Here is a 24,703-nt window from a genome sequence, read left to right as displayed (position 1 = left end):
CGACAGCCAAAATGTACTCTCACTGTCCAAAGGAAAGCCCATGATCACCTTGCACCATCTCAATAAATCACGCTCTAAACGTATCATCTGGTTGCTAGAGGAACTCGGTCAACCCTATGAAATTAAGAGTTATCAACGTGATAGCCAGACTTTTCTCGCGCCACCCGAACTTAAGCAAATTCATCCGTTAGGCAAATCACCCGTTATCGAAATGGACGGTCAAGTGATAGCCGAATCGGGCGCGATCACCGAATATCTTATTGAAAAATATGCGGCGGATACCTTAGCCCCCGCCAGAGACAGCGCAGACTATGTCAGTTATCTGCAATGGCTACACTTTGCCGAAAGCTCAGCCATGCTGCCTTTGTTACTGCGTATGTTCGTGCAAAAGGACGGTTGTAAAACCAATTTCCTTGAAGGTTATGCCGCGACGGAAGTCAGTAAGATTAGTCATTACTTCAATGATATGTTGGCTGATAAAACCTATCTTGTTGCAGACAAGCTCACGGGTGCGGATATCATGATGTCCTTCGTGGTGGAGCTACTGGCTAACAGTGGCGATCTCGCGAAATTTGAACACATTGAACGCTATGCCACTCAATTATCCCAACATGCCGCTTGGGTCAAAGCGAGTGAGATCGAGAAACAACTCGATGCAAGCCTGTAATTGATGGATCGAATTCGGGCACATGTTAGTGCCCGAGCTTAACCCACTTTAACTAACCCCTGTTTCTGCCTCCCCATTTTCTGTCGACTTTATACCTTCTCAGTGGTGACGTCCTTAACCACTTAGCGCAACAAACACCATGATTTTTGATGTAAAAGAGACTAATCTTGATTAACTCTATCTCAAGGCTACAGGGACTTTAGCATGCGTTCACTCACACTCATCGGCTTAGTGCTATTTAGCATGTTAGCGCAAGCGACTGTTTATAAATGGGTCGATAAAGATGGCAAAGTCCATTACTCCGATGAGCCGCAGCCAAATGCCCAAGTCGTTGAGCTAAAAGATAAGACCTTAAATCAAATTGCCCTTCCTCTGCCCAAAACAGACTTAAACAGCTCAAATCAAGCAATTGAATCTATTAAATATCAAGTCAATATTACCTCTCCGACCGAAGAGGAAACCGTCAGAGATAACAATGGCGATTTCGACGTCGTTGCGACTATCACCCCAGAGCTAAAAAGTCAGTATTTGATGGCCCTCAAGCTCGATGGCAACCCCATAGGTCAGCCACAAATTGGCGGTACCTTCAAACTCAAAAACATCGACCGAGGTGAACATACCTTAGTCGTTGACGCTTTGACTCAAAACGGCAAAGTCTTTGCATCAAGTTCACCAAGAAAGATATTTCTTCATCAAGCAGCTAAGCGTTAATGTCACTATTTGTATAGTAAAAGTTAGTATAAAAACTTTAAATACATGAAGTTAGATTAACTCCTCCTGACTAAACCGTTTGATGAAGACAAGTTGCAGCTTGCACCAGATTGGTGCACCATAGTGGTGCAACCCTATTTCTAGGAACGGTCGATGGATAAAGAGACACTGCTCAATCATTTAGTTACCGCTGTACTTGTCATAGATAAGGATCTCAAGCCTTGTTATGCCAACGCAGCAGCAGAGCAATTATTAGGTGTTGGTAGCCATAGACTCGTAGAACAAACTTTGCCTGAGCACTATCAAATCCTCGGTGTCGACGCCAAGCTATTAATGGATGCAGTAACAGCCGGCCAAGGCTTAACGGTCAATACGGCAGCACTAGTCACGCTCGATGGCCAACATCATACCGTTGATTTAACCCTTATTCCCCTCGATGACGAGGCTGAACTCAGCCTGCTCGAACTGCGCCAAGTTGACCAACAAAGACGCATTCATCAGCAACTGAGTCAAGATGCACAGCAACAAGCGGCGCAGTTTTTGGTGCGCAACTTAGCCCATGAAATCAAGAATCCTTTAGGCGGCCTTCGCGGTGCGGCACAGCTATTATCGCGGGAGCTGGATGATCCGGCGCTGAAGGAATTCACTACGCTCATCATAGAGCAGGCCGATCGGCTGCGTAATTTAGTGGACCGTCTGCTCGGCCCCCAAAGGCCGACACAGCACAGTCTGCACAACATCCATCAAGTGGTGCAAAAGGTCTATAAGTTAGTTGAAATGGCGCTGCCCGCTAACATCCAGCTCAAACGGGATTACGATCCATCCATTCCCGATATCGAGATGGATCCTGACCAAATGCAGCAAGCTGTGCTGAACATTTTACAAAATGCGGTGCAGGCGCTTGAACATACGGGCGGCGAAATTTTGATCCGCACTCGCACTCAACACCAAGTCACCATAGGCTCACAGCGCCACAAGCTAGTGTTAACCCTATCGATTATCGACAACGGCCCCGGTATACCGCCTGAGCTAATGGACACATTATTTTATCCCATGGTGACAAGCCGTGAGCAAGGTTCAGGTTTAGGCCTCTCGATTGCCCATAATATTGCCCGTTTACACTCGGGAAGGATCGATTGCCTCTCCAGCGCAGGGCACACAGAATTTATCATTTCATTACCGATTTTAAGCGCTAAATAATTTCGACAGTACCTACCCATACCGTATGAGGAAGCAAGATGCGAATTAGTGAACAAGTGTGGATCCTCGACGATGACAGCTCGATACGCTGGGTACTCGAAAAGGCACTGCAAGGTGCTAAGCTCAGCACCGCCAGCTTTGCCGCCGCCGAATCCCTGTGGCAGGCATTAGAAATATCGCAACCGCACGTGATAGTGTCGGATATCCGTATGCCCGGCACGGATGGTTTAAGCCTACTCGAACGATTGCAGGTGCATTATCCCCATATTCCCGTGATCATTATGACAGCGCACTCAGACTTAGACAGTGCAGTGAGTGCCTATCAAGCGGGCGCATTTGAGTATCTGCCTAAACCCTTCGACATCGATGAGGCTATCTCTCTGGTTGAGCGCGCACTTACCCATGCCACTGAACAGAGCCCTGCACCCGCGCAAGAAACCCAAGTCAAAACACCCGAAATCATAGGTGAAGCGCCAGCGATGCAGGAAGTGTTTCGCGCCATAGGCAGACTTTCACGCTCATCCATCAGCGTGCTGATCAATGGGCAATCGGGTACGGGAAAAGAGTTAGTGGCAGGTGCGTTACACAAACACAGCCCACGTAAAGACAAGCCATTTATCGCGCTGAACATGGCTGCGATCCCTAAGGATTTAATCGAATCTGAGCTATTCGGCCACGAAAAAGGTGCCTTCACTGGCGCAGCCAATGTGCGCCAAGGTCGCTTCGAACAAGCAAACGGTGGCACGCTCTTTTTAGATGAAATCGGCGATATGCCATTAGACGTACAAACACGGTTACTCAGAGTGCTCGCCGATGGCCAGTTCTACCGCGTCGGAGGTCATAATGCGGTACAAGTCGATGTGCGTATCATAGCGGCGACCCACCAAGATCTTGAATTATTAGTACAAAAAGGTGGCTTTAGAGAGGACTTGTTCCATCGCCTCAACGTGATCCGTGTGCACTTGCCGCCACTATCACAAAGACGGGAAGACATTCCCCAGCTCGCTACCCATTTTCTCGCCTCTGCAGCAAAGGAAATTGGCGTGGAAACTAAGATCATGACCAAGGAGACTGCGGTAAAACTCTCCCAATTACCTTGGCCCGGTAATGTCCGACAACTCGAAAACACCTGTCGTTGGTTAACCGTAATGGCATCGGGGCAAGAAATTTTACCCCAAGATTTACCGCCAGAATTACTGAAAGACCCTGTGAGTGTCACCCACACGGCGAAAGGCAGCCAAGATTGGCAATCGGCACTGACTGAGTGGATAGACCAAAAACTCTCGGAAGGAAACAGCGATCTGTTAACTGAGGTGCAGCCCGCATTCGAGCGCATACTGCTAGAAACTGCGCTGCGCCATACTCAAGGCCATAAACAGGAAGCGGCGAAACGTTTAGGCTGGGGACGAAATACCTTAACGCGGAAATTAAAAGAACTGTCGATGGATTGAGTAGATAAAATAACGTTCTCATCAAGGCTAACTATACAAACGCATTAACCTTAAGCAACAAAAAAGGGATATTCACATATCCCTTTTTTATATCTAGATTGTGCTAACTAACATGACGACCACTAGCCCAAGCAGAATTAGAACTGATAATGCAGACCCACAGCAAACTGTTTAATATCAGTGTCGATATCTATAGAGTTGTGACGATCTGCTTCTAGATCACCCGTAGTCACATCGTAGCTTACGCGGATATTTAAGTGCTCTGTTACCGCCGCATTAACGCCAACACCATAGGTCCAACCGAAACCGGTGAAGTCTTCATCATCGGAGCCGTCATCAATCACCAGCGCCATAGAAGCGATGCCCACTTTCGCATAAGCAGAGAAGATATCATTGATTTGTGCGGTAAATTTAGGCGTGAAGCTTAATGCGCCTGCACCTATATCAACATCTCTGTCGCCAAGATCTCCAGTGGCGAACAGGTTAGCTTCTAAACCAAACCACTCATTGAAGTTGTAACCACCGTAAATGCCAAAGCCAGTACCCGACTCTGATTCATCTAAAACATCGACAGTCACTTTATTGAGGGCTCCGCCCACATAAAAGCCAGTTGTGTCGGTTGCAGCAGAGACTTGAGTCGCCACAAATGCAGATAATAAAGCAGCGGCAACAATTGATAATTTTTTCATCATAATTCCCTAATGATTTAACGAAAGTATTAAACGGCGTGGATATTACAATAAGCAGATCTGGGGTGTCATCGTTTAAATGAGCAAAATACTAGCCGTACAGCATTTATTCAGCTTGAGTCGAAAACGAAAGCTATAGTTGATATTTATAGAGGGAAATCATTCTCACTTTAGACATTATCTTTTTATATCTAAAATCATTAACGGCTTTAACTTAGCACCCGCAACAATCCTATAAAACTTGCATATAGCCAACGGATGAGGGAACGACGCCTTCTCACATCCAAACATTCGGATACGACAACTCTGCCAGACGCCACACAAGTAATACGTGTACGCCAAAGAAATAATGGCCAGACATGGACTCGATAAGCTTGGTTAGCAATGTCGAGATCAATTTTCTGCGGTAGGTAATAAAGATGTTTACGCAGGACTAACTGACTCCAAGCCCCCGCTATCACAGGAGATACGGTACTATCCGCTTGATTTACTATCGAAGGTTTCTGTTCCATCAGGAGCATGATTTCTGTATTCATAGGAATGCTAATGTCAGAAATCACAGATTCGGCTATCAACTCAAAGCGAGTCGATAGCCTATGATAGCGGCATATCAATCGAGTGGAATGATCCCATCTGTGACTTTGCTTCTGCATCCATGCCATAGCTTGCCCTTAATTTATGTTTCGTTTACATCAGGTTTAACCGGATCTTGGTGAATAATCACCTCAGCATCTTCGAAGGCGGCTTTGACTCTTATCCCTGTTGTATCGGCAATATTGTGGGCTTCATTCAAACTCAAATTGCCATCGAGTTCTAAATGAAATTGAATAAAAACAGTTTTGCCTGCTTGACGAGTGCGTAAATCATGCAGCCCTTGCACCCGTGGATCTTCCATCGCGATTTGCGTGATTTGCTGGCGAGTTTCTTCGTCTAGCTCTCTGTCTAACAAGGCTTGAATTGAGCGATAACCTAAGCCAAAGGCTTGATGACCAATATAAAATGCAATCATTACCGCAAATAAACCGTCAGCCCACCACCAACCGTATTGCGCTAAGACTAGTGCCAACAATACCGCACCATTAAGGAATAAATCTGATTTATAGTGCAGCGAATCAGCTTCAACCACAGTACTTTTTGTCGCCGCTAATGCGCGTTTCTGCAACATGACTAAAGCTAACGTCATCACAATCGCTATGATAGAAACAACTACACCTATGGTGGCATTTTCAACCGGAACAGGTGTTAATAGACGCTCGCCACCATAGAACAGTAATAAAAATGCGGAGCCCATAATAAAGGCGGATTGCGCTAGAGATGCTAACGGCTCAGCCTTACCATGGCCATATCTGTGGTCATGATCCGGCGGCACAAGCGCGTAACGAATGGCAATAAAATTGATAATAGAAGCGAGAGCATCGGCAAAGGAATCCGTCAAAGATGCCAACATACTGGCAGAGCCGGAATAAAGCCAAGCGAACATCTTGATAAGAATAAGGATCAAAGCGGTAGCCACGGAAGCGCGGCTAGCCAGTTTGACCCAAAAATCGTATTGGGAAGTTTGAGTCATAAGGGATCTATCTTGGGAAGCTATGACCCTATTGTATATCAGCTAAGACGCTTAACCGCGAGGTTCTTTACCAGCTTGTGCTTCAAATCGCGCTTTAAACTTAGCTTGCTGCTCTGGTGTCAGCAGATTAAATATTTGATTATGCAGCTTCATACGTTCAATGGCTTGAGTTTGACGCTGCTCTTGCTGCTCACTCATCAGTGCCTTTGCTTGTGTTTCATCAAAACTAGGCGCGGTAATTAAGGCCTGCATCTCAGTGCGATGTGCCAAACGTTCCTCTTTCGTTGGACGATTATCAGCGCGCGTGGCTTTCTGATCGGCAAACAACTTTTTGACGTCAGCTTTCTGGGCATCCGTTAAATCGAGCCCTTCAAACATACGATGCATGCCACCATGGTCCATATGTCGGCCGCCATGTTCCATGCGGTCGCCTTTATGGAATTCAGATTTAGAGAAGTCGCAGCCAGCATCCTTAGGTGCTGCATTAACTGCCGTCGCGAAAACCGCAGAACTCGCTAGAATGGCAAACAGGCTCGCTTTCAAAGGTGATAATGTTTTCATAGTGTTAACCTCGATGGTTCAACTTTAATATGGCAAGTAATAAGACACAGTGACGACCCTTTTAAGCCGAGTCACTTTCGACCCTGCCAGTCTAAACCCCTATATGTAAGTGAGGACGTTGCCTGAGTAAATCACTGTAAAGTTGCGGCAATAACTCTATTCTTTACTTTGGCTTACATTGCTACACAGCAATTGACATCAAAACAGGTATACTCAGCCAAAGCGCTAAAAGTGCCTATGATAAACTGGCACACGAGGCCACATTACAGAGATTAAGGAACAGTATGAGTCGGATATTATTAATCGATGACGATCTGGGTTTATCTGAGCTACTAGGGCAACTGCTCGAGTTAGAAGGGTTTCAATTAACCTTGGCCTACGACGGTAAACAAGGTTTAGATCTGGCACTGACTGCAGATTACGATCTGATCCTACTCGATGTAATGCTACCTAAATTAAACGGTTTTGAAGTGCTACGCGCACTGCGCCAACATAAACAAACCCCAGTATTAATGTTGACCGCCCGCGGCGATGAAATCGATCGCGTAGTTGGGCTTGAGATAGGCGCCGACGATTACCTGCCAAAACCATTTAATGACAGAGAATTAATTGCCCGTATCCGCGCCATTATTCGTCGTTCGAACTTAACAACCCAAGAAATCCATGCCGCGCCCGCCCAAGAGTTTGGCGATCTGCGCTTAGATCCATCGCGCCAAGAAGCTTACTGTAATGAGCAATTAATCATACTCACAGGCACTGAATTCACTCTACTGCACACCCTAGCACTACACGCTGGAGAGTTGATGAACAAGGAAGAGCTAAACGAGAAAGTGCTCGGCAAAAAACTCATGCCCTTCGATCGCAGCTTGGACATGCATTTATCGAATCTACGTAAAAAACTCCCCGAGCGTAGCGATGGTCGGCCAAGGGTGAAAACCATCCGTGGCAAAGGTTATATTTGGCTTCCATAACGGCGGTATCGACTGTGCCTAATCGTTTATTTATCAAATTATTGCTCGGATTTTGGCTTTGCAGCTCGCTAATAATTGCCTTAGTGGGTCTGCTACCATTGCTGCAACAAAATCACGACCGTGCGCCACTGCCACCTCACCTTGAAAAAGTCCTATCGACGATAGCTAAGCGCATTCAAGAAAACCCCGCCCTACTGGAATCCGATTTTCTTCGGCGCTGGGAAAGACACAGAGACATGGAAGGCAAACCTCTGCGGGTCTATCTTGTCAACAGCCAAGGCCAAGTGATCAACACCCATAGGGTGAGTCGCGGTGTACGCAGCTTTATGCTGATGGCAGATGAAGAAAAACAACCGATTAGCCATCAGTTTAAAGATGAGCTGGTGTTTGGTCCCTATCAATTTAATCTGGGCGCTGAAACCTATTCACTTTATGGTCGCCTACCAGATAACCATCCACGGCCTTGGTTCTTCTTCTTCGCCGAAAATAAGTTATTAACCTTAAGCCTAGCGATTTTCCTTTCGGGATTATTATGTGGCTTGCTCGCGTGGCATTTAGGTAAGGCATTAAATTCACTTAAAAAGAGTGCTAATGCCCTCGCAGAGGGCGACTTAAGTCACCGAGTCGATAAGTCCACCACTCAGCGCAACGATGAAATTGGTCAGCTCGCCACGGCTTTTAACAGCATGGCCGACTCCATCGAAGCTATGGTTAATAATCAGCAGCGGCTCATGGGGGATATTTCCCATGAACTACGCACCCCATTGACGCGGCTACAGTTATCCCTTGCCCTCGCCCGTAAAAAAGGTCAGCAGACCACCGAAACGGAACGCATAGGTTATGAAGCTGAGCAACTCGAAAAACTTATCAGTGAATTGTTAGAGCTCTCGCGGGTCAAGCTCAGTACTAACGAAACTAAAGTACATTTAGGCTTGGCCGAATCCCTGAGCCAAGTATTGGACGATGCGGAATTTGAAGCAGAACAGCAAGGTAAAAGCATTACTATCGATATCGATGAAGAAATTGAGTTAGCGCATTTTCCTAAATCACTTTCCCGCGCGATTGAAAACCTGCTGCGTAACGCGATCCGTTATGCCGCAAGCGATATTCACCTGCAGGCGAGTGCGACGGCTGATCAAGTACAAATTACCATAAAAGACGATGGACCTGGCATAGATGCCGCCGAACTCGATGCCATTTTTAAACCTTTCTACCGCCCCGACTCGGCAAGACAGAGAGAAAGTGGCGGCTGGGGACTTGGGCTGGCAATCACTGAAGCGGCGATTACCGCCCACAAAGGTAAGATTAAAGCCGAGAACCGTATACCAACGGGCCTTAAAGTGACGATTACACTGCCGAAATAGCCGATATGAAGAACAAGTACAGGAGGCAGAACTAATTAGTCGTAATTGGCAACACCTCAGTGTTGCCATCGTGTTAAAACGTAGGAAACGGGATTACAGCTTAACTAATACACGTCCAGTGACTTGGCCTTGGATAATTTTATTCGCGAAATCAGGCACCTCTGCCAGTGATATCTGCTGACAAGCTTGCTGATAAAAATGTTCGGGTAGTGCTTTAATCACAGCTTCCCACGCCGCTTTTCGCTTCTCAAATGGACAAGAAACGGAGTCGATTCCCAGTAGGCTAACACCCCGTAAAATAAACGGCATAACGGTTGTAGGTAATGCAAAACCGCCCGCTAAACCACAGATAGCGGCTGCACCACCGTATTGCATTTGCGCTAATGCTTTGGCGAGGATCTTGTTGCCAACGGTATCGACCACACCCGCCCAGCGCTGCGCCTCAAGCGGCTTAGCATCTTGTTCAAGCTCACTGCGATCAATCACTTCTGCGGCGCCAAGCTCCTTCAATAAAGGCGCATTCTGTTCAACTCGACCACTGCAGGCGACCACACGATAGCCAGCATTGGCGAGCAAAGTCACCGCCACAGAACCCACACCACCACTGGCACCTGTGACAAGAATATCCCCACTTTGCGGTGTTATCCCAGCCTGTTGCAGCGCTTGCACGCACAACATAGCCGTAAGCCCGGCCGTACCTATCATCATGGATTTAGCGGCATCACAACCTTGCGGCATGGGCACTAGCCAGTCGGCTTTAACTCGCGCTTTTTGCGCCATACCACCCCAGTGGTTTTCGCCCACGCCCCAGCCCGTCAAAATCACCTGATCGCCAACTTGGTATCTTGCATCCGTCGATTCGCGCACCACGCCCGCAAAATCGATGCCTGGTACCATAGGAAACTGACGAATGATTTTGCCAGCACCAGTAACAGCTAAACCATCTTTATAATTCAGCGAGGAATAGGCGACATCAACCAAGACTTCCCCTTCTGGCAAATCAGCTTCTGTGATTTGTGAAACTTGAGCAAACGTACGTTTATCTTCTTGCGTCAGTAGTAAGGCATCAAACATAAATCGCTCTCCGAAGGCCAAACCGTATTAAACGATATTCAAAAAGTTACCATAAAAGGCATAGACATCATTAACAAGCAGACTTATTGCTAATAGTAAATGCTGAGATCTAAACAGATTAAAGATAATGACCAAGAGTGATCGAGCGCAAGAGATGGCAAGATCTAGCGTCTTTATTGCTTTAAACTCGCCTGCTGTAAAGCGCCGCTTTGACCCCAGTAGCGGGCAAACTCAGTCAAGGTCATTCCGGCATTATTCGTTAGGTTCGCATCGCATTCTTTCGCGTATAGCCGCTTTACGATAGTGAATTCGGCCTTAATCACAGCGCCCATCATTGCCGTATTACCACGCTTATCTTGCAAACAAGCATTAGCACCATGCTCAAGCAATAAATCCGTTGCAGCCTCTTGGCCGTTATAAGCCGCCACCATTAGCGCGGTATAGGTTTGACTATTTCTCTGGTCAATAGGGAAGCCCGCATCGAGAAAATGCTCAAGCACTGTGATATCGCCGGTACGCGCTGCAGCAAAAAAGTAGTCCACCAGCAATTGTACTTGTGCGGTATCGGGCTCGTCCGTTTGACTCACAGTTGCGGGTGTCTGAGCCGAACCGGCCCCCATTGCCACCGACATACTCAGGGCCACAATAATCAATAATAAGATAGCAATAGTGTGTTTCATCAATGGCTTCCAGCACAGCTAAAATAGAGATTTAAACAATAAGAGGTGACGAAATGCCCGCAAGACGCCCTCTTAAACTGGGCAGAAAAGAGCTTGTTTACGTCTTGCGGGACTTACTGGGTTCGGACTGTTAACGCGCAAATCTCTGCGACCCAAACTGTCCTAAAAATAACGACATCAGATTGAACGCTGTTTAACCTCGGCCAGATCACCCTTTACGGCCTTGGTTAAACGCTCGCCAAACTCTGGGTCTGCACGATAAAAGTGACTGAGCATCTGATGTTTCACATTGGTATCGTTCACTTTGCCTAAGTCACCGGCCAAGTTAGTGATCAGATCTGCTCTATCTTGCTTGCTCAAGCTGCGATAAAATACGCCCGCTTGGCTAAAGTTATCCTGCTTGCTAATAGCCGTTTGTTGCACAGTCCCCGTCAGCGCAGTTGTTACCGCACGATAACGATTATCTTCGGCCAAGGCTAAATGTACGCTCGGTTGATAGTTCACATCGGACTGGGTATGCCCCATATTGCCCGCACCTTCTTGGTTGTGGTTTGCCACCGCCACTAAGGGTTTATTAATCGGCAATTGCGACAAATTCGCGCCGAGTCGATACAGCTGAGTATCGGCGTAGGAGAACATGCGGCCTTGCAGTAATCTGTCTTCCGAAGGCTCAATCCCTGGGATCAAATTCGATGGTGCAAATGCCGCTTGCTCAGTCTCTTGGAAGAAGTTTGCAGGCATGCGGTTCAGCGTCATAGTGCCCACTTTTTGTTCTGGCACATCTAGCCACACCTTAGTGGCATCTAACGGGTTGTAATCAAACTTATTAAGCTCAGTCGGGTCGAGTAATTGAACGTACAGATCCCACTTAGGATAGTTACCCTTGTTGATCTCACTATAAAGATCATCGGTTAAATGGTTAAAGTTTTGCCCTTGGACTTTAACCACTTCATCGGGACGTAAGCCTTTAACACCTTGCAGACTCTTCCAGTTAAATTTCACGTATTTAACTTGGTTATCTCGATTCACAAATTTGTACGCATGCACACCGAAACCGTCCATTTCACGATAACTGGCAGGTACACCTAAGTTACTGTAAACCTGAGTCAACATATGGGTTGAACCCGCTTCGTGACTGAAAAAATCGAAGAAACGATTCGGATCTTGCATATTGGTCACTGGCGATGGTTTGAGTGAATGCACCATGTCAGGAAACTTGACCGCATCGCGAATGAAGAATACGGGTAAGTTATTACCTACTAAGTCCCAGTTACCTTGGTCCGAATAAAATTTGGTCGCAAACCCACGGGGATCACGCAGCGTTTCTGGCGAACCTTTCGAGTGGATCACGGTAGAAAAGCGCACAAATACGGGCGTCACTTTACCTTTTTGTGCAAAGGGTGCCGCTTGGGTTAGGTTACTAAAATCGCCACTCGATACAAACTCACCATGAACACCTGTGCCTCTGGCGTGGACGACACGCTCAGGAATACGTTCACGGGCAAAGCGTTGTAGCTTCTGGATAAGCTGCACATCTTGCAATAACACGCTGCCATTACTGCCCGCTGTGGCCGAGTTTTGGTTATCACCCACAGGTGCACCATTGTCACGTGTCAGGGTATTTGTTGGTAAAGTTTGAGCCTGTACATTCAATGTCAGACCCATAGAAATAATTAAAAGGCTTTTAGTAAGATGCATAACAGTTCCTCTTCTATGCATAACGCCAAGCTCTTTTCTGCCTGCCCGCAGTATAGTTCTGAATTTGTAATTAGAAGAAACGATCTTTATCGATTATACGAATCAATAAAACCTATTAGACATAAATTGGCAACAACAAAAAGTCACATTGTCAGATACTGAAGCTAGAGATTGTTGACTAAAACCCCTCGGTTTTAGTCTATTGCGAAGTGGATAAACGTGGGGTGATTAAGAGATATTTAGCGATTGATTGAGCTTCACAACAAGAGCCGTAAGCTAGCATTAATCCTTAAGCCCCATCTGTTTTAATCGACGGTACAAGGCATTACGGCTGATCCCTAAGCGTTTAGCGCATTGGCTCACATTGCCATTACAGGCCTGAAATGCCTGCAGCACATTGCTATAAATCGCCTCATTTAGGGAATCCGATTGAACCTGTGTGACATTCGGCTCCACTGCGAACTTACCACTTGGCAGGGGTGATGCAGAAGGTTGACCACTTACCTCTTTAAATTCTTCACATAAAGATGCAGCTTGTAACAGGTCTCCTTTTAACGGCTCGCATGTGAGTTTGGCCGCCAGATAATCGGGTAAATGTTGCCAATTGAGGGTATTGTCCCCTTCTGCCATCAAGCAAGCGACTTGCATGAGGTTATCCAGCTCACGCAAATTCCCCGGCCAGTCGTATTGCATCATTTTCCCTAACAGTTCTGGGCAGATATCCTGCGCGGCGATACGATGTTTACGGTGTAATTTGTGGATAATACGCTCGATATCCAGCCGCTCCCGCAGCGCAGGCAAGCGCACTTGCAAGCCATTGAGTCGGTAGAACAGATCCTGTCGAAACAGCCCTTGAGCCACCTGTTGTTCTAATTCCATATGGGTTGCGGCAATGATTTGGATATCGACTTTAAAGCTTTGATTACTGCCAACGGGTACCACTTCGCGCTCTTGCAATACTCTGAGTAAACGACTCTGGGCCGCCAGCGGCATTTCACCGATCTCATCTAAAAATAAAAAGCCGCCGTGGGCTTGGCGAATTTTACCGATAAATCCAGTGCGGTTTGCCCCAGTAAAAGCGCCTGCCTGATAACCAAAAAGTTCAGATTCGACTAATTCAGCGGGCAATGCGGCGCAGTTCACTGCCACTAAAGGCTCGGTGCGACGCGCACTCTGGGCATGGAGCTTTTTAACAAACTGCTCTTTACCGACGCCCGTTTCTCCGAGCACTAACAGCGGAATTTGCTTGGTGATCACCTTATTGGCATGTTGCCATGCGCGCTCAAGTTGAGGATCGCGAAACCGCACCCCCAATTGATTGAGCGATTTATTGCTAATCGCAACTCGACCCTTAGCGCTGGGAATATTTAAGGATTGAGTCTGTAAATGCAAAGCTAAATGTTGATTAAAGCCACCCGCACGGCTCCAATTATCGCCTAAGTACTGTTCGACGGCATCGCCCACCTTGGCATGATTAAGCAATTGTTTCGCCATGGGATTACAACCCACGATGCGACCATCACTATCGGCAATCACTATGCCCTGCCAACCCGAATTCAACAGATTTGGCTGCGCCGCTAAATCGATTCGATAATGACTATCGGGCAGATGGCACAAAAGCGCGGTCTCGACCTGCTGCGCCAAACTGGACACTAACATCAGCGTCTGCTGGGTGTGCCTTTGCTGCTCGCTGGTGATATCAATCACCCCGAGCATCTCACCTTGGGGGGAAAATATAGGGCAAGCAGTGCAACTCATAAAACGATTCTGGCGAATAAAATGTTGCTCACCCACTACAGATACGGCTTGTTTGGCGGTAAGTGCCGTCCCTATCGCATTGGTGCCCTTGTGCTGCTCAAGCCAATTCACCCCAATATCCAGAGCTACATTCGCCAGTTTTGTGGAGTAACGGCTCACGCCCCAATGCCTGAGCACATAACCCTCGGCATCGCTGAGCAAGAGTCGGCTATTAGAATGCGCCATCAACTGATTGAACAAGGGCAAGGCATGAGATTGTACTAATGCTATGAGCATCTGATATTGCTCATGTTTCTGCTTTAGTTCGCAGGCATCGAGCCTTAGCTCCTGGGGTAACTGAAATTCTGACAAGCCAGCGCCAATGCTGCGCTGCCACGAATCGGCCAACCACGCCTGTGTCGATGGTAAATGCGGTTTAACTGCCATAGCCGTGCTCCCCAGAGCTGTGTTCCGTTTCGGCACAATTGCTGTGTGCCACTCAATGACAAAGTAACCACAGGACACACTTCTCTCCCTGAGTGCCCATACTTATTCAAATCTGCAAAATTAGCTTTTCATCATACTGTTAGCACAACAAGTGTACAACTCCTGCCAGTTTGGCACTCTCCTTGCGATGCACCCTTGGTATGCAAGCCTCAGGTGTTGCATAAGAGAACACTAAGTCAATCAATAGGATTGGCTTAAAGCAAAACGAAAATATTTAAAAAGGCATCCAGCAGAGATGCATCAACAAGACTCCCTTGCTGAAGCCAAGAGCGTAAAAATCGCCAACGCCCAGCATGCCATCCACAAGAAGGAATGATTCTATGATTTATGCTCAACCCGGAACCGCAGGCGCAATCGTTAACTTCAAAGAAAAATACGCCAACTTTATCGGCGGAAAATGGGTCGCCCCAGTCAATGGCAAATACTTCGACAATCGCTCCCCCGTGAATGGCCAAAATTTTTGCCAAATCCCACGCTCCGATGCCCAAGATATTGAATTAGCATTAGATGCAGCCCACGCAGCGAAAGAAGCATGGGGTAAAACCTCAGTCACCGAGCGCTCAAACCTGTTACTGCGCATTGCCGATCGGGTCGAACAAAATCTCGAATACTTAGCCGTCGCCGAAACCTGGGAAAACGGTAAAGCGGTGCGTGAAACCTTAAATGCCGATTTGCCCTTATTCGTCGATCACTTCCGCTACTTTGCCGGTTGCATCCGCGCACAGGAAGGCAGCGCCGCCGATATCGACGGCAACACAGTCAGCTATCACTTCCCAGAGCCTTTGGGCGTGGTCGGGCAGATCATTCCTTGGAACTTCCCGCTCTTGATGGCGGCATGGAAAATCGCTCCTGCGCTGGCGGCGGGTAACTGTGTGGTACTCAAGCCTGCGGAGCAGACGCCAGTCTCGATTCTGGTCTTGCTCGAGCTGATTGAAGACCTATTACCCGCGGGTATTCTTAACGTAGTCAACGGCTTTGGCGCCGAAGCAGGACAAGCTTTGGCCACCAGCAAACGCATCGCTAAATTGGCCTTTACGGGCTCCACCGAAATTGGCTATCACATTTTAAAATGCGCCGCCGAATCCTTAATTCCATCGACCGTTGAGCTTGGCGGTAAGTCGCCTAACGTGTTTTTTGCCGATGTGATGGACCATGAGGACGAATATTTAAATAAAGCCGTCGAAGGTATGTTGTTGGCCTTCTTTAACCAAGGTGAAGTCTGTACCTGCCCATCTCGGGTGCTAGTCCAAGAATCGATTTTCGAGCGCTTTATCGAAAAAGTGCTCGCCCGTGCGCAAACCATTAAGCAAGGCGATCCCTTGGATACCGACACTCAAGTTGGCGCTCAAGCCTCTAAAGAACAGTTCGATAAAATCTTAAGTTACTTAGCCATAGGTAAGGCTGAAGGTGCAGAAGTGCTACTGGGCGGCACACTTTGCCAACTCGATGGAGGCCAAAGCGAAGGTTATTACATCAGCCCGACGATTATGAAAGGCCACAATAAGATGCGTATCTTCCAAGAGGAGATCTTCGGCCCCGTCATTTCGGTCACCACCTTTAAAGATGAAGCCGAAGCCTTAGCGATCGCGAACGATACTGAGTACGGCCTAGGTGCTGGTGTGTGGACACGGGACATGAACACGGCTCAACGTATGGGACGTGGCATTCAAGCTGGCCGCGTGTGGATTAACTGTTACCACGCCTATCCTGCCCATGCCGCCTTTGGTGGATACAAAAAATCCGGCATTGGCCGCGAAACCCATAAAATGATGCTCAACCACTATCAAAATACCAAGAATCTCTTGGTGAGTTACGATGTTAATCCTTTAGGTTTCTTCTAAGGTTTTTGGGGCTCAAACAAGCTGATGTGAGGAAGCTTTTATTAGGTTTTTAAACGTCTTTGCAAGCAAGCTTATAAAACTTTCCGCATGAGTAATCGATACAAGTGATAAACATGAAAGGGCGAATAGCCCTTTCTTTTTTAACTGAATTTAATTCAAACCTCACTCAGTTTATATTATCAATCCGCGCTAAACGCTGAGCTAATTCAGCAAGAGATGAGGCTGTTTGTGGATCGCTTTGGGGATCGACAACTTCAACCAGTTTAAGTTTTGGCTGAAAAGGTAACCAAGAACTGCCCGTTGTCATCACTAAATCCAGCACAAACTGACCGTAATAGTGCAATCTCAGTCGGTTATCCGTCATAGGCCAATGGGCATAAAGCAGAAAAGAATCGTACATTTGCGCCAAAGAGGTTGTCGCAATGAGCTGAAACCCTTCATCAAGCAGACTAAACTCGGTCGATTCTTCGAAGGGACAATCGAAAGAAGTGATGACCAAATACCCCAAGGTTTTATTGGGTAAAACGCAGCGGTATTGGCCTTCAATCACTAGGCCTGCAATAAAAGTGTGAGTAGGTTTACCATTGAAATACAAGGGTATTTTCAGTGGATTAGGCTCAAACCCATCGGCATGCTCTGTTAGCAGTGAAAACCCCGTTATCGGCTGCATCCCTTACCCCACTTAGCTCGCCTACCTATCTCGCCTACCTATCCGCGAAAACACACGTCACGCGGCTCTTGCGGATTCAAATCACTAGGACTGACGGCTTTTCCAATAACAGCCCAGTAAGATCAAATAGCCGACAAAATACGCCACGAGATCAAGTGGATCAAAATGGCTACCTATCACTATTCGCGCCAAGCGATTTCCGCCCAAGCCCAGCTTATCGACTAAGCCCCAATATTGGCCAAACTCGATGGCAAAGGCAAACAGCAATACCGCCAACGCCAGCCAAGGCGTTTGAAAAAAGCGTTTAATACCCTCGTCTTTACTATTGGCTACCAGATTGACTACTGGGGGTACAACAACGCGCACCATGCAAAACAGTAAGATCACCACCAATACATCGCCCACAAAACCACGGATAAAACCCGCAGGTGCATATAAGGCGATTAAGACTTCGGTCAAAAATAATAAAACGGCATAAATACAAAAGGATTTACGACTCGAATTGCGGCTGATGAAAGCGCGCATAACGGCGGTAGACATAAATAAGTTAATCCCTTCACTCAGTTGAGATGGCAGAATTTACCGTAATACCAATAGGTTAACAAGTGAGTTTTCGTTGACATTTAAGACTCGCCACACGAGCAAGCGCACCACTCACCCCCATCAATTAGATAAATGTTTGCGCCTCAAAATTTAAGCGAGGTTTAAGTTTGGGTTAAGTAGCCTACACCTAAACCCACTTAGGAGCGTCACACCATGTCATCAAACACACTGCAAACCATCAAAGTCTGGGACCTGTTGATCCGCATATTCCATTGGTCACTCGTCGGCTTTTTTACCTTAGCCTACCTCACTGAAGGCGAAGACGAGTGGATGACCATCCACAGTTACGCAGGTTATAGCATCTTAATTTTACTGGTGTTTCGCCTGCTGTGGGGCGTGATGGGTACCCACAATGCGCGCTTTAGCAACTTTATCACTCGCCCTAAAGAAGTACTGGTGTACCTCAAAGGACTCGTCACAGGCAAAGCCAAAGACTACATAGGCCATAACCCCGCAGGGGCAATGATGATAGTGGCCTTGATTGCCAGCATAGCCATCACGGGATTCTCAGGCATGGCGCTGTACGCCACCGACGGACACGGCCCATTAGCTACGAGCTTTTTCGCCACTTGGCCCGAAGGCGCCATAAAAGAAGTCCATGAATTCTTTGCCAACTTCACCGTGTTCCTTGTGGTCATCCATGTTGGCGGCGTCATCGTCAGCAGCCTGTTACACAAAGAAAACTTAGTCAGAGCCATGGTCACGGGCAAGAAACAACGCCCTGTGGAACAAAAAGATTAATCCATTAGCCATTTTGCTTAGCAATAAGATATCCAGCCCAAAAGGAATGCCCTATGAACAGATTAACCAGACACACGAATAAAAGTCGCCTTGCTATCGTCGCAATTTCCACCTTGCTGCTGACTAGCCTTAGCGTTAGCGCCGTCAACAGTAAAGTGCAAAGCCTGCCACTTAGCGCCGAGCGCATCGGCACGCAACTGCAACGCTATCAAGCCCAAGGCGCAGGACCCTTTAGCGCCGCCGCAGGACAAAAGCTTTGGCTACAGGACATGGACGGTCGCAGCTGCGCCAGTTGCCATACCGCCAAAGTCACCGACATGGGCATGCACCAAAATACCCGTAAACCCATTGACCCTATGGCGCCGTCGATTACCGCAGATCGGTTAACCGACTCAGCCAAAATCGAGAAATGGTTTACCCGTAACTGTAACTGGACCTTTAAACGCGACTGCACGCCGCAGGAAAAAGGCGATGCCTTACTCTGGTTAAGCCTGCAATAACCGCCAAATGTCGACCGTATCACTCATTCAATTAGCTCATTTAATTAGATCAATTAATTTCAATACCTTCCACAGAAGGTAACGGCACAAAAAGGAAGATGTCATGACTCAACAAGCACACCCTATTAGCTGGCTCCTCGGCTCATCACTCACAGCCGCGGCATTAGCCATTGGCGTTATCGGCATCAGCCTAACCTTAACTGGCACAGGCTATGCGGACGATGGCCGCGAGCTCAGCCGCGCCATTCCACAGAATGCGGAATACACGGCGGAATGTGGTAGCTGCCACATGGCTTATCCCGCAAACTTACTCCCCGCCGACAAGTGGCGCGCCATTACCGCAAATCTTGATAATCACTTTGGTGACAACGCCAGTCTAGAACCTCAAGTCACTGCCAGAATTGAGGAATATCTGGTTCAACATGCAGCGCAAAATGGTAAGGTGATGAAAAACAGCACGCCGCTGCTCGTAGGTTCTGGGCCGCAGAAGATCACAGAACAGGCATTTTTTATTCGCAAACACGATGAGATCCCAAGACGTATGGTGCAAGATAACCCCAAAGTCGGCTCATTCAGTCAATGCAGCAATTGTCACAACCTCGCAGAAAAGGGCATATTCGATGAAGATACCGTTAATATTCCTGGCTTTGGCCGTTGGGATGATTAGCAGCCCCAGCTGCAATGCCCACGACGATGACCTTTCAAACAAGGTGGTCGTGTGGGTTAAGGAGGGCAAAGTTTTGCCCTTCGACACCATAATGCAACGCTATGAATCACGCCTGCAGGGACGGTTACTCGATCTCGAAGTCGAGCAAAAACATGGAAGGATCATCTACGAGCTCGAAATCCTTCGTGACGATGGCATAGTGTATGAAATCAAGATTGACGCCAAAACCGGCGAGTGGCTAAAGGAAAAGGTCGACTGATGCGTTTGCTATTAATTGAAGATGATACCGATCTGGTCGCGCGCCTCATTCCCGCCCTCAACAAGGCGGGTTATACCGTCGAGCACGCCGATAACGGTATTGATGGCGCCTTTTTAGGCGAAGAAGAAAACTTCGAAGCCGTGATCCTCGATCTCGGTTTACCCGGCAAACCCGGTTTACAAGTCCTCGGCCAATGGCGACAAAAAGGCTTAGCCATGCCAGTGCTGATCCTCACCGCACGTGATGCGTGGCACGAGCGGGTCGATGGCCTCAAGGCGGGTGCCGATGATTACCTCGGCAAGCCTTTTCACATTGAAGAACTACTCGCAAGGCTCGAAGTGTTGATCCGCCGCCACTTTGGCCGTGCCGACAATGTGTTGCAGCATGCAGGCGTCTCCCTCGATGTCGACAAACAAGCCGTCACTAATGTTGATGGTGCAGTGATAGAACTGACTAAGATTGAATATCGTCTGCTGCATTACTTAATGGTCAATCCCAGCAAAATCGTCTCTAAGTCAGAGCTCAGTGAACGCATTTACGAAGAAGATCAAATCAAAGACAGCAATGTCATCGAAGTGTACGTCAACCGCCTGCGCCAACGCTTAGGCAAGGATTATATCGAAACCCGCCGCGGCCAAGGTTATCGACTCAAGGAGTAAAGGCGTGTATTCACTCAAGGGTTATCTGACGCGCAATCTGCTGATCACGCTCACCTTTGCCATGGTGCTGTTATTGTATTTTCTATACCAAGGCATCCAAATATTAACCCAAGACTTTGTCGCTTCGCGTCTACAACACGATGCCGACAGCCTGATCTCCGCCCTGAATCATAATCCCGATGGTACATGGGCGCTCACCACAGACCGCTTGCCCAATGTGTACCACAGGGTTAATTCTGGGCATTATTTTGCGATTCAAATCGGCGAGCAAACTCTGCGTTCACGCTCCCTATTCGACCATAACGTGAACATGCCTAAACTGACCGCTGGTGAGCAACACCAAGCCACTGAGTTTGTCAGCAAAGAGCATTGGCTGATGTTCAGTCAGGCCGTTATCAAAGATGATCAATTAGTTACCCTGTGGGTGACAGAAGATATTAGCTCGCTTGAACAAACCCAAGTGCAGTTTTTAGCCTTTGCCAGCGCAGCCGTGTTGCTCACGATTGTCATTCTATTAATAGCACAGTATCAATTACTTAAACGCGGTTTTAAACCCTTAGAGCAGATGCCAGAAGCTATCCGGCAAATGCGCACCCAAGGGCAAGAAATCAATCCTGACCAAGTGCCAAGCGAGATAGTCCCACTGATCGAAGAGATAGATCGTTTAGTCAATCAATTGGGCCAGCGAGTACAACGCTCCCGTAATGCCTTGGGTAACTTAGCCCACGAAATGAAACGTCCGTTACAAGGGCTGCAGTCCTACCTAGAAAGCCTTCCACTAGAACAGCGGAGCGAGGGCAGCAAGGTGCTCGCAAACCTGCACCACATCATCGAGAGAGAGCTTAAGCGCACTAAGATTGTCGGCCTGTCCACTCCAGGGCGTTATACCGTACTCGATGACGATCTTGCGCCGCTGATTCAAGTAATGCAGCGCATTTACCCAGACCGCATTATTCACAGCCATTACACGAGCGGCTTAGTAATGCCGTTTGATCGGGATGACTTACTCGAACTCTTAGGCAACTTGCTGGATAATGCCTGCAAGCATGGCCGCAAGAACATTGAGATCCGTATAGTGCATCAAACGGCTCCCACCGCAGGTTATGGGATCATAGTCAGCGATGATGGCGAAGGCGTCTCTGATGCCGCATTGTCGATTATCATCGAGCGCGGCATTAGGCTAGATGAAAGCATTCAAGGCAACGGCTTAGGATTATCAATCTGTAAAGATATCGTCGACAGTTATCAGGGCGAACTCAGCTTTAGCCACGCACAACAAGGTGGACTCGAAGCCAGCGTATTTCTGCCGATCCCAAGTTAAGCGGTATACTCAGCCAAACCGTGCTTAATTAATCCTGCCGCCAAATCATTCAGACCAGCGAACGGACTTAATTATTCGTGCCACTATGTCGCACCATTAAGCCCTTTGCATAACACAAGTCCAGAGATTTATATGAAAGTTATCGACCTAAAATCGGCCCCGCAGCACATTCCACAGCTGGCACAATGGCATCATCAAGAATGGGCACATTTAAGTTCTGCGGACGCCACAGTCACCACACTCATTGAGCAGATGAGCGAGTACCTTACTGACGCCGCCATCCCCAAGATGTTTATCTGCGAACAGGCAAATCAAGTGATGGGATCATCTTCATTAATCGTCGCAGATATGGACAGCCGAACTGACTTAAGCCCGTGGCTCGCCAATGTGTATGTGAATGCAGACCATCGAAATAAAGGATTAGGTAAGTTGCTAGTCAATGCCGTCATTGAGCATGCTAGAGCGATTGGTTTACAGAAAATCTATTTATTTACTGCAGATAAAGCCGATTTTTATCGAGCGCTGGGTTGGTCAATGATTTCACATGAAGATTATAAAGGCGAGATGGTCACGATAATGGAGTATGAATTGAGTCAGCAAAGTTGCTAAGTTAAGAGAGCAAGCTTCACGACGGACGTCGTGAAGCTGTACATGCGGGCTAAATATCTAAATGTGATATCCAATACTTAGCGACAAGCCAATGGCTTTAGTCAATTTCAATATCCACACCGAAACGATTGGATAGTTGGCGTTGCTCGTGCAGAATTTCAATTCGGCGGCGAGTGTCTTGGGTCAACTTGTCTTTGAGACGCAAACCACTGGTAATGGCGGCTTTTTTGGCTTTCTTGCTCTTCATCGGTAAATCAGTTGTCGTTGCATCCGTAGGACTCTCGACGGCTTGAGATTCGATAGACATAGCTAACTCCTTTAATTAGAACCTTAAATAGGCTCTTCCAGTAAATCCCTGCTCAAAACGAACAAACAGGTCATCTTTATAATGAGTCAATTCGCCATTCACTATTTAAGTAATAGATAATTTGGCGACTCATAAACTTACGGCCCATATCATTCACCTAAGCCAACAAGATTAAATACATGCTGATAGGATGAAGACGATCGAGACATAAGGTCGAAATGAAAAACTGAGTATTGATTTACTTCATCGACGCAACAGAACCCTAACGAGTCCTAAATTTTCCGGCGACAAAGCGGCATAACATAGGTAGAGAAAGAACAGGTAGTAATGCAGAAAGGTTGGTAAGCTCGAGCGGCAAAGCGCTGCTGCGCAACAATTAGGCTACGCAACAGTACTACATCTAGCCTAGATTTACGACTTATATGGCATAGCGCCGAGGTAATCTTTCTTGCCAATTTCAACACCGTTGTGGCGCAAAATCGCGTAGGCTGTTGTTACATGGAAGTAAATGTTCGGAATAGCGTGCTCAATGGCAAACTCATAACCTGTAAGATATTTTCCTTCCCATCGTGGTTGTGAGACATGGATCGTGGCCGCATTAGCAAAATCATCCGCTTTAAACGTCGCTAAATAATCCAAAACCGAGCTAATACGCGCTTGCAACTCAGCCAGCGTCGTCTCGCTATCATCATGCTTTGGTACTGTATCTAAGTTATCAGTCAAACGTGCTACGCCAATTTTGGCAGTATCGCAGGCAATTTGAACTTGGCGAATAAGATTGAATTGATCCGGCGCTAAACGTGAGTTTAATAGAACCGCCATATCAACTTTCTTGAGGTTTGCGAAGCATTCGCCTTTTTCAAGAATAACGCTTAAATTTTTCAGCATCTTGCTAAATTGTACAACCGTTAAATCATAAAGCATGGCATAGACCTCATTGATGGACGCTACAAAACTGCAGCACTTAAGACGATCTTGGGGCAAATTACTCAATTTCAATCATTCTTGGAATTTAAGTGTCTGCTTAATAATAAATACTTCAATATAAACGATATTAAGTCAATTAGGACAAGAAAAAGATAGACGTTACCAGTAGGGATAGAGCGTCAGCTACAAGCTAAGAGATTAAAATTATCTCGGACTGATCCGAATAACAATAACGTACACTCGTAGGAATTGGGATGGCCGAGTATGAGGATAACCATGTACTTCGAGCCCGAAGCATTAGCGTCACTGACACGAATTATCCACGACGCCATAACGAAAAAAGCCTCATCTTTCGATGAGGCTTATCTCTTAATGTTGGCGGAGCGGACGGGACTCGAACCCGCGACCCCCGGCGTGACAGGCCGGTATTCTAACCAACTGAACTACCGCTCCTTTAGCTTAACGTCTACACGTTAACCTAAATTAGGCGCTTGGCGATGACCTACTCTCACATGGGGAGACCCCACACTACCATCGGCGCGTTTGCGTTTCACTTCTGAGTTCGGGATGGGATCAGGTGGTTCCACAAGGCTATTGTCACCAAGCAAATTCTGTTTATTACCGTGTCCATCTCTGGACCACGTTAATAATAATTCGGAAAGCTGATTTTCTGTTGAGTCTTTAACTTTATCAAGTATCTGTATTCTGTCTAAGGCTTTTCG

Annotated in this window: 26 protein-coding genes, 1 tRNA gene and 1 rRNA gene; 14 read left to right on the top strand and 14 right to left on the bottom strand. The window is 47.2% G+C overall.

Translation table 11 applies throughout. The features are described from left to right. Positions 1-40: 40 nt before the first annotated feature. The 4 genes from L5M11_RS19485 to glnG all read left to right on the top strand — a co-directional run bounded on the left by L5M11_RS19485 (position 41) and on the right by glnG (position 4,029). Positions 41-667, top strand: a complete 627-nt coding sequence (locus L5M11_RS19485) for a glutathione S-transferase family protein (protein WP_131525136.1) — start codon at positions 41-43, stop codon at positions 665-667. Between the two features lie 204 nt (positions 668-871). Continuing rightward, complete coding sequence (locus tag L5M11_RS19480; RefSeq protein ID WP_263140863.1) at positions 872-1,378, top strand: DUF4124 domain-containing protein; 507 nt, start codon at positions 872-874, stop codon at positions 1,376-1,378. Positions 1,379-1,531: 153 nt separating this feature from the next. After that, complete coding sequence (gene glnL, locus L5M11_RS19475) at positions 1,532-2,578, top strand: nitrogen regulation protein NR(II) (RefSeq protein ID WP_105251067.1); 1,047 nt, start codon at positions 1,532-1,534, stop codon at positions 2,576-2,578. 38 nt (positions 2,579-2,616) lie between these two features. After that, positions 2,617-4,029, top strand: a complete 1,413-nt coding sequence (gene glnG, locus L5M11_RS19470; protein ID WP_198572483.1) for a nitrogen regulation protein NR(I) — start codon at positions 2,617-2,619, stop codon at positions 4,027-4,029. Between the two features lie 137 nt (positions 4,030-4,166). Here the strand turns inward: glnG and L5M11_RS19465 are convergent, their stop codons facing one another. The 4 genes from L5M11_RS19465 to L5M11_RS19450 all read right to left on the bottom strand — a co-directional run bounded on the left by L5M11_RS19465 (position 4,167) and on the right by L5M11_RS19450 (position 6,846). Then, complete coding sequence (locus tag L5M11_RS19465; protein WP_263169682.1) at positions 4,167-4,718, bottom strand: porin family protein; 552 nt, start codon at positions 4,716-4,718, stop codon at positions 4,167-4,169. Positions 4,719-4,927: 209 nt separating this feature from the next. Then, positions 4,928-5,380 (bottom strand): hypothetical protein, encoded by a 453-nt coding sequence (locus tag L5M11_RS19460; RefSeq protein ID WP_263169679.1) that lies wholly within the window; start codon positions 5,378-5,380, stop codon positions 4,928-4,930. Positions 5,381-5,394: 14 nt separating this feature from the next. After that, positions 5,395-6,285 carry a cation diffusion facilitator family transporter gene (locus L5M11_RS19455; RefSeq protein ID WP_219251314.1) on the bottom strand — a complete coding sequence of 297 codons (891 nt, stop codon included), beginning with the start codon at positions 6,283-6,285 and terminating at the stop codon, positions 5,395-5,397. 51 nt (positions 6,286-6,336) lie between these two features. Then, on the bottom strand, positions 6,337-6,846 hold the full coding sequence (locus tag L5M11_RS19450; protein WP_263169678.1) for a Spy/CpxP family protein refolding chaperone: 510 nt from the start codon (positions 6,844-6,846) through the stop codon (positions 6,337-6,339). A gap of 284 nt (positions 6,847-7,130) precedes the next feature. On the opposite strand from L5M11_RS19450, the gene L5M11_RS19445 reads away from it, so the two are divergent. Continuing rightward, positions 7,131-7,817: a response regulator gene (locus L5M11_RS19445; RefSeq protein ID WP_105251061.1), complete on the top strand. Its 687-nt coding sequence runs from the start codon at positions 7,131-7,133 to the stop codon at positions 7,815-7,817. A 14-nt stretch (positions 7,818-7,831) separates the two neighbouring features. Next, a complete protein-coding gene (locus L5M11_RS19440) occupies positions 7,832-9,181 on the top strand; it encodes an ATP-binding protein (RefSeq protein WP_113941371.1) in 1,350 nt (449 codons plus the stop codon). 93 nt (positions 9,182-9,274) lie between these two features. On the opposite strand, the gene L5M11_RS19435 is transcribed toward L5M11_RS19440, so the two are convergent. From L5M11_RS19435 to L5M11_RS19420, 4 genes are all read right to left on the bottom strand, one after another. Continuing rightward, positions 9,275-10,255 (bottom strand): MDR family oxidoreductase, encoded by a 981-nt coding sequence (locus L5M11_RS19435; protein ID WP_263164923.1) that lies wholly within the window; start codon positions 10,253-10,255, stop codon positions 9,275-9,277. 173 nt (positions 10,256-10,428) lie between these two features. After that, entirely contained in the window at positions 10,429-10,935 is a 507-nt protein-coding gene (locus L5M11_RS19430) for an ankyrin repeat domain-containing protein (protein ID WP_263164920.1), read from the bottom strand. A 177-nt stretch (positions 10,936-11,112) separates the two neighbouring features. Continuing rightward, a complete protein-coding gene (locus L5M11_RS19425; protein WP_317629655.1) occupies positions 11,113-12,633 on the bottom strand; it encodes a catalase in 1,521 nt (506 codons plus the stop codon). Positions 12,634-12,915: 282 nt separating this feature from the next. Continuing rightward, positions 12,916-14,817: a sigma-54-dependent Fis family transcriptional regulator gene (locus tag L5M11_RS19420; protein ID WP_263164919.1), complete on the bottom strand. Its 1,902-nt coding sequence runs from the start codon at positions 14,815-14,817 to the stop codon at positions 12,916-12,918. Between the two features lie 380 nt (positions 14,818-15,197). Between L5M11_RS19420 and L5M11_RS19415 the strand changes: the two genes are divergently transcribed. Continuing rightward, positions 15,198-16,718, top strand: a complete 1,521-nt coding sequence (locus L5M11_RS19415) for an aldehyde dehydrogenase family protein (RefSeq protein WP_263164917.1) — start codon at positions 15,198-15,200, stop codon at positions 16,716-16,718. A 166-nt stretch (positions 16,719-16,884) separates the two neighbouring features. Here the strand turns inward: L5M11_RS19415 and L5M11_RS19410 are convergent, their stop codons facing one another. Together L5M11_RS19410 and L5M11_RS19405 are read right to left on the bottom strand one after the other, a co-directional pair. Next, positions 16,885-17,388 carry a hypothetical protein gene (locus tag L5M11_RS19410; protein ID WP_263164915.1) on the bottom strand — a complete coding sequence of 168 codons (504 nt, stop codon included), beginning with the start codon at positions 17,386-17,388 and terminating at the stop codon, positions 16,885-16,887. Between the two features lie 84 nt (positions 17,389-17,472). Continuing rightward, the gene (locus L5M11_RS19405; RefSeq protein ID WP_263164914.1) at positions 17,473-17,928 is read right to left on the bottom strand and encodes a DUF2809 domain-containing protein; all 456 of its coding nucleotides are present in this window, start codon (positions 17,926-17,928) and stop codon (positions 17,473-17,475) included. 216 nt (positions 17,929-18,144) lie between these two features. Here L5M11_RS19405 and L5M11_RS19400 point away from each other — a divergent pair, with 216 nt between their 5' ends. From L5M11_RS19400 to L5M11_RS19370, 7 genes are all read left to right on the top strand, one after another. After that, the gene (locus L5M11_RS19400; RefSeq protein WP_263193025.1) at positions 18,145-18,732 is read left to right on the top strand and encodes a cytochrome b/b6 domain-containing protein; all 588 of its coding nucleotides are present in this window, start codon (positions 18,145-18,147) and stop codon (positions 18,730-18,732) included. 53 nt (positions 18,733-18,785) lie between these two features. Then, complete coding sequence (locus tag L5M11_RS19395) at positions 18,786-19,232, top strand: DUF1924 domain-containing protein (protein WP_263186285.1); 447 nt, start codon at positions 18,786-18,788, stop codon at positions 19,230-19,232. Between the two features lie 103 nt (positions 19,233-19,335). After that, complete coding sequence (locus tag L5M11_RS19390) at positions 19,336-19,899, top strand: diheme cytochrome c (protein ID WP_263186283.1); 564 nt, start codon at positions 19,336-19,338, stop codon at positions 19,897-19,899. After that, positions 19,892-20,158, top strand: coding sequence for a PepSY domain-containing protein (locus L5M11_RS19385; protein ID WP_263186281.1), 267 nt, complete (start codon positions 19,892-19,894; stop codon positions 20,156-20,158). The genes L5M11_RS19390 and L5M11_RS19385 overlap by 8 nt, the downstream gene beginning before the upstream one ends. After that, complete coding sequence (locus L5M11_RS19380) at positions 20,158-20,817, top strand: response regulator transcription factor (RefSeq protein ID WP_011787606.1); 660 nt, start codon at positions 20,158-20,160, stop codon at positions 20,815-20,817. Before L5M11_RS19385 ends, L5M11_RS19380 begins: the two co-directional genes overlap by 1 nt. 4 nt (positions 20,818-20,821) lie before the next feature. Continuing rightward, entirely contained in the window at positions 20,822-22,138 is a 1,317-nt protein-coding gene (locus tag L5M11_RS19375) for a sensor histidine kinase (protein ID WP_263186280.1), read from the top strand. A 132-nt stretch (positions 22,139-22,270) separates the two neighbouring features. Further along, positions 22,271-22,747, top strand: a complete 477-nt coding sequence (locus tag L5M11_RS19370; protein ID WP_263186278.1) for a GNAT family N-acetyltransferase — start codon at positions 22,271-22,273, stop codon at positions 22,745-22,747. 97 nt (positions 22,748-22,844) lie between these two features. Here L5M11_RS19370 and L5M11_RS19365 read toward each other — a convergent pair whose 3' ends face one another. The 4 genes from L5M11_RS19365 to rrf form a co-directional block, all read right to left on the bottom strand. Continuing rightward, positions 22,845-23,054: a hypothetical protein gene (locus L5M11_RS19365; RefSeq protein ID WP_105251048.1), complete on the bottom strand. Its 210-nt coding sequence runs from the start codon at positions 23,052-23,054 to the stop codon at positions 22,845-22,847. A gap of 411 nt (positions 23,055-23,465) precedes the next feature. Next, entirely contained in the window at positions 23,466-23,978 is a 513-nt protein-coding gene (locus L5M11_RS19360; protein WP_063885021.1) for a DUF1993 family protein, read from the bottom strand. A 379-nt stretch (positions 23,979-24,357) separates the two neighbouring features. Next, positions 24,358-24,434 (bottom strand) — tRNA-Asp (locus L5M11_RS19355). A 36-nt stretch (positions 24,435-24,470) separates the two neighbouring features. Next, positions 24,471-24,586: ribosomal RNA gene (gene rrf, locus L5M11_RS19350) — 5S ribosomal RNA — on the bottom strand. Positions 24,587-24,703: the final 117 nt, after the last annotated feature.

It is taken from the genome of Shewanella sp. SM87, from assembly GCF_025653705.1.
In the GTDB taxonomy this organism is placed as follows: Bacteria; Pseudomonadota; Gammaproteobacteria; order Enterobacterales; family Shewanellaceae; genus Shewanella; species Shewanella oncorhynchi.
The sequence above is the reverse complement of the archived record's forward strand: the minus strand, read 5'-3'. Positions and strand labels throughout refer to the sequence as shown.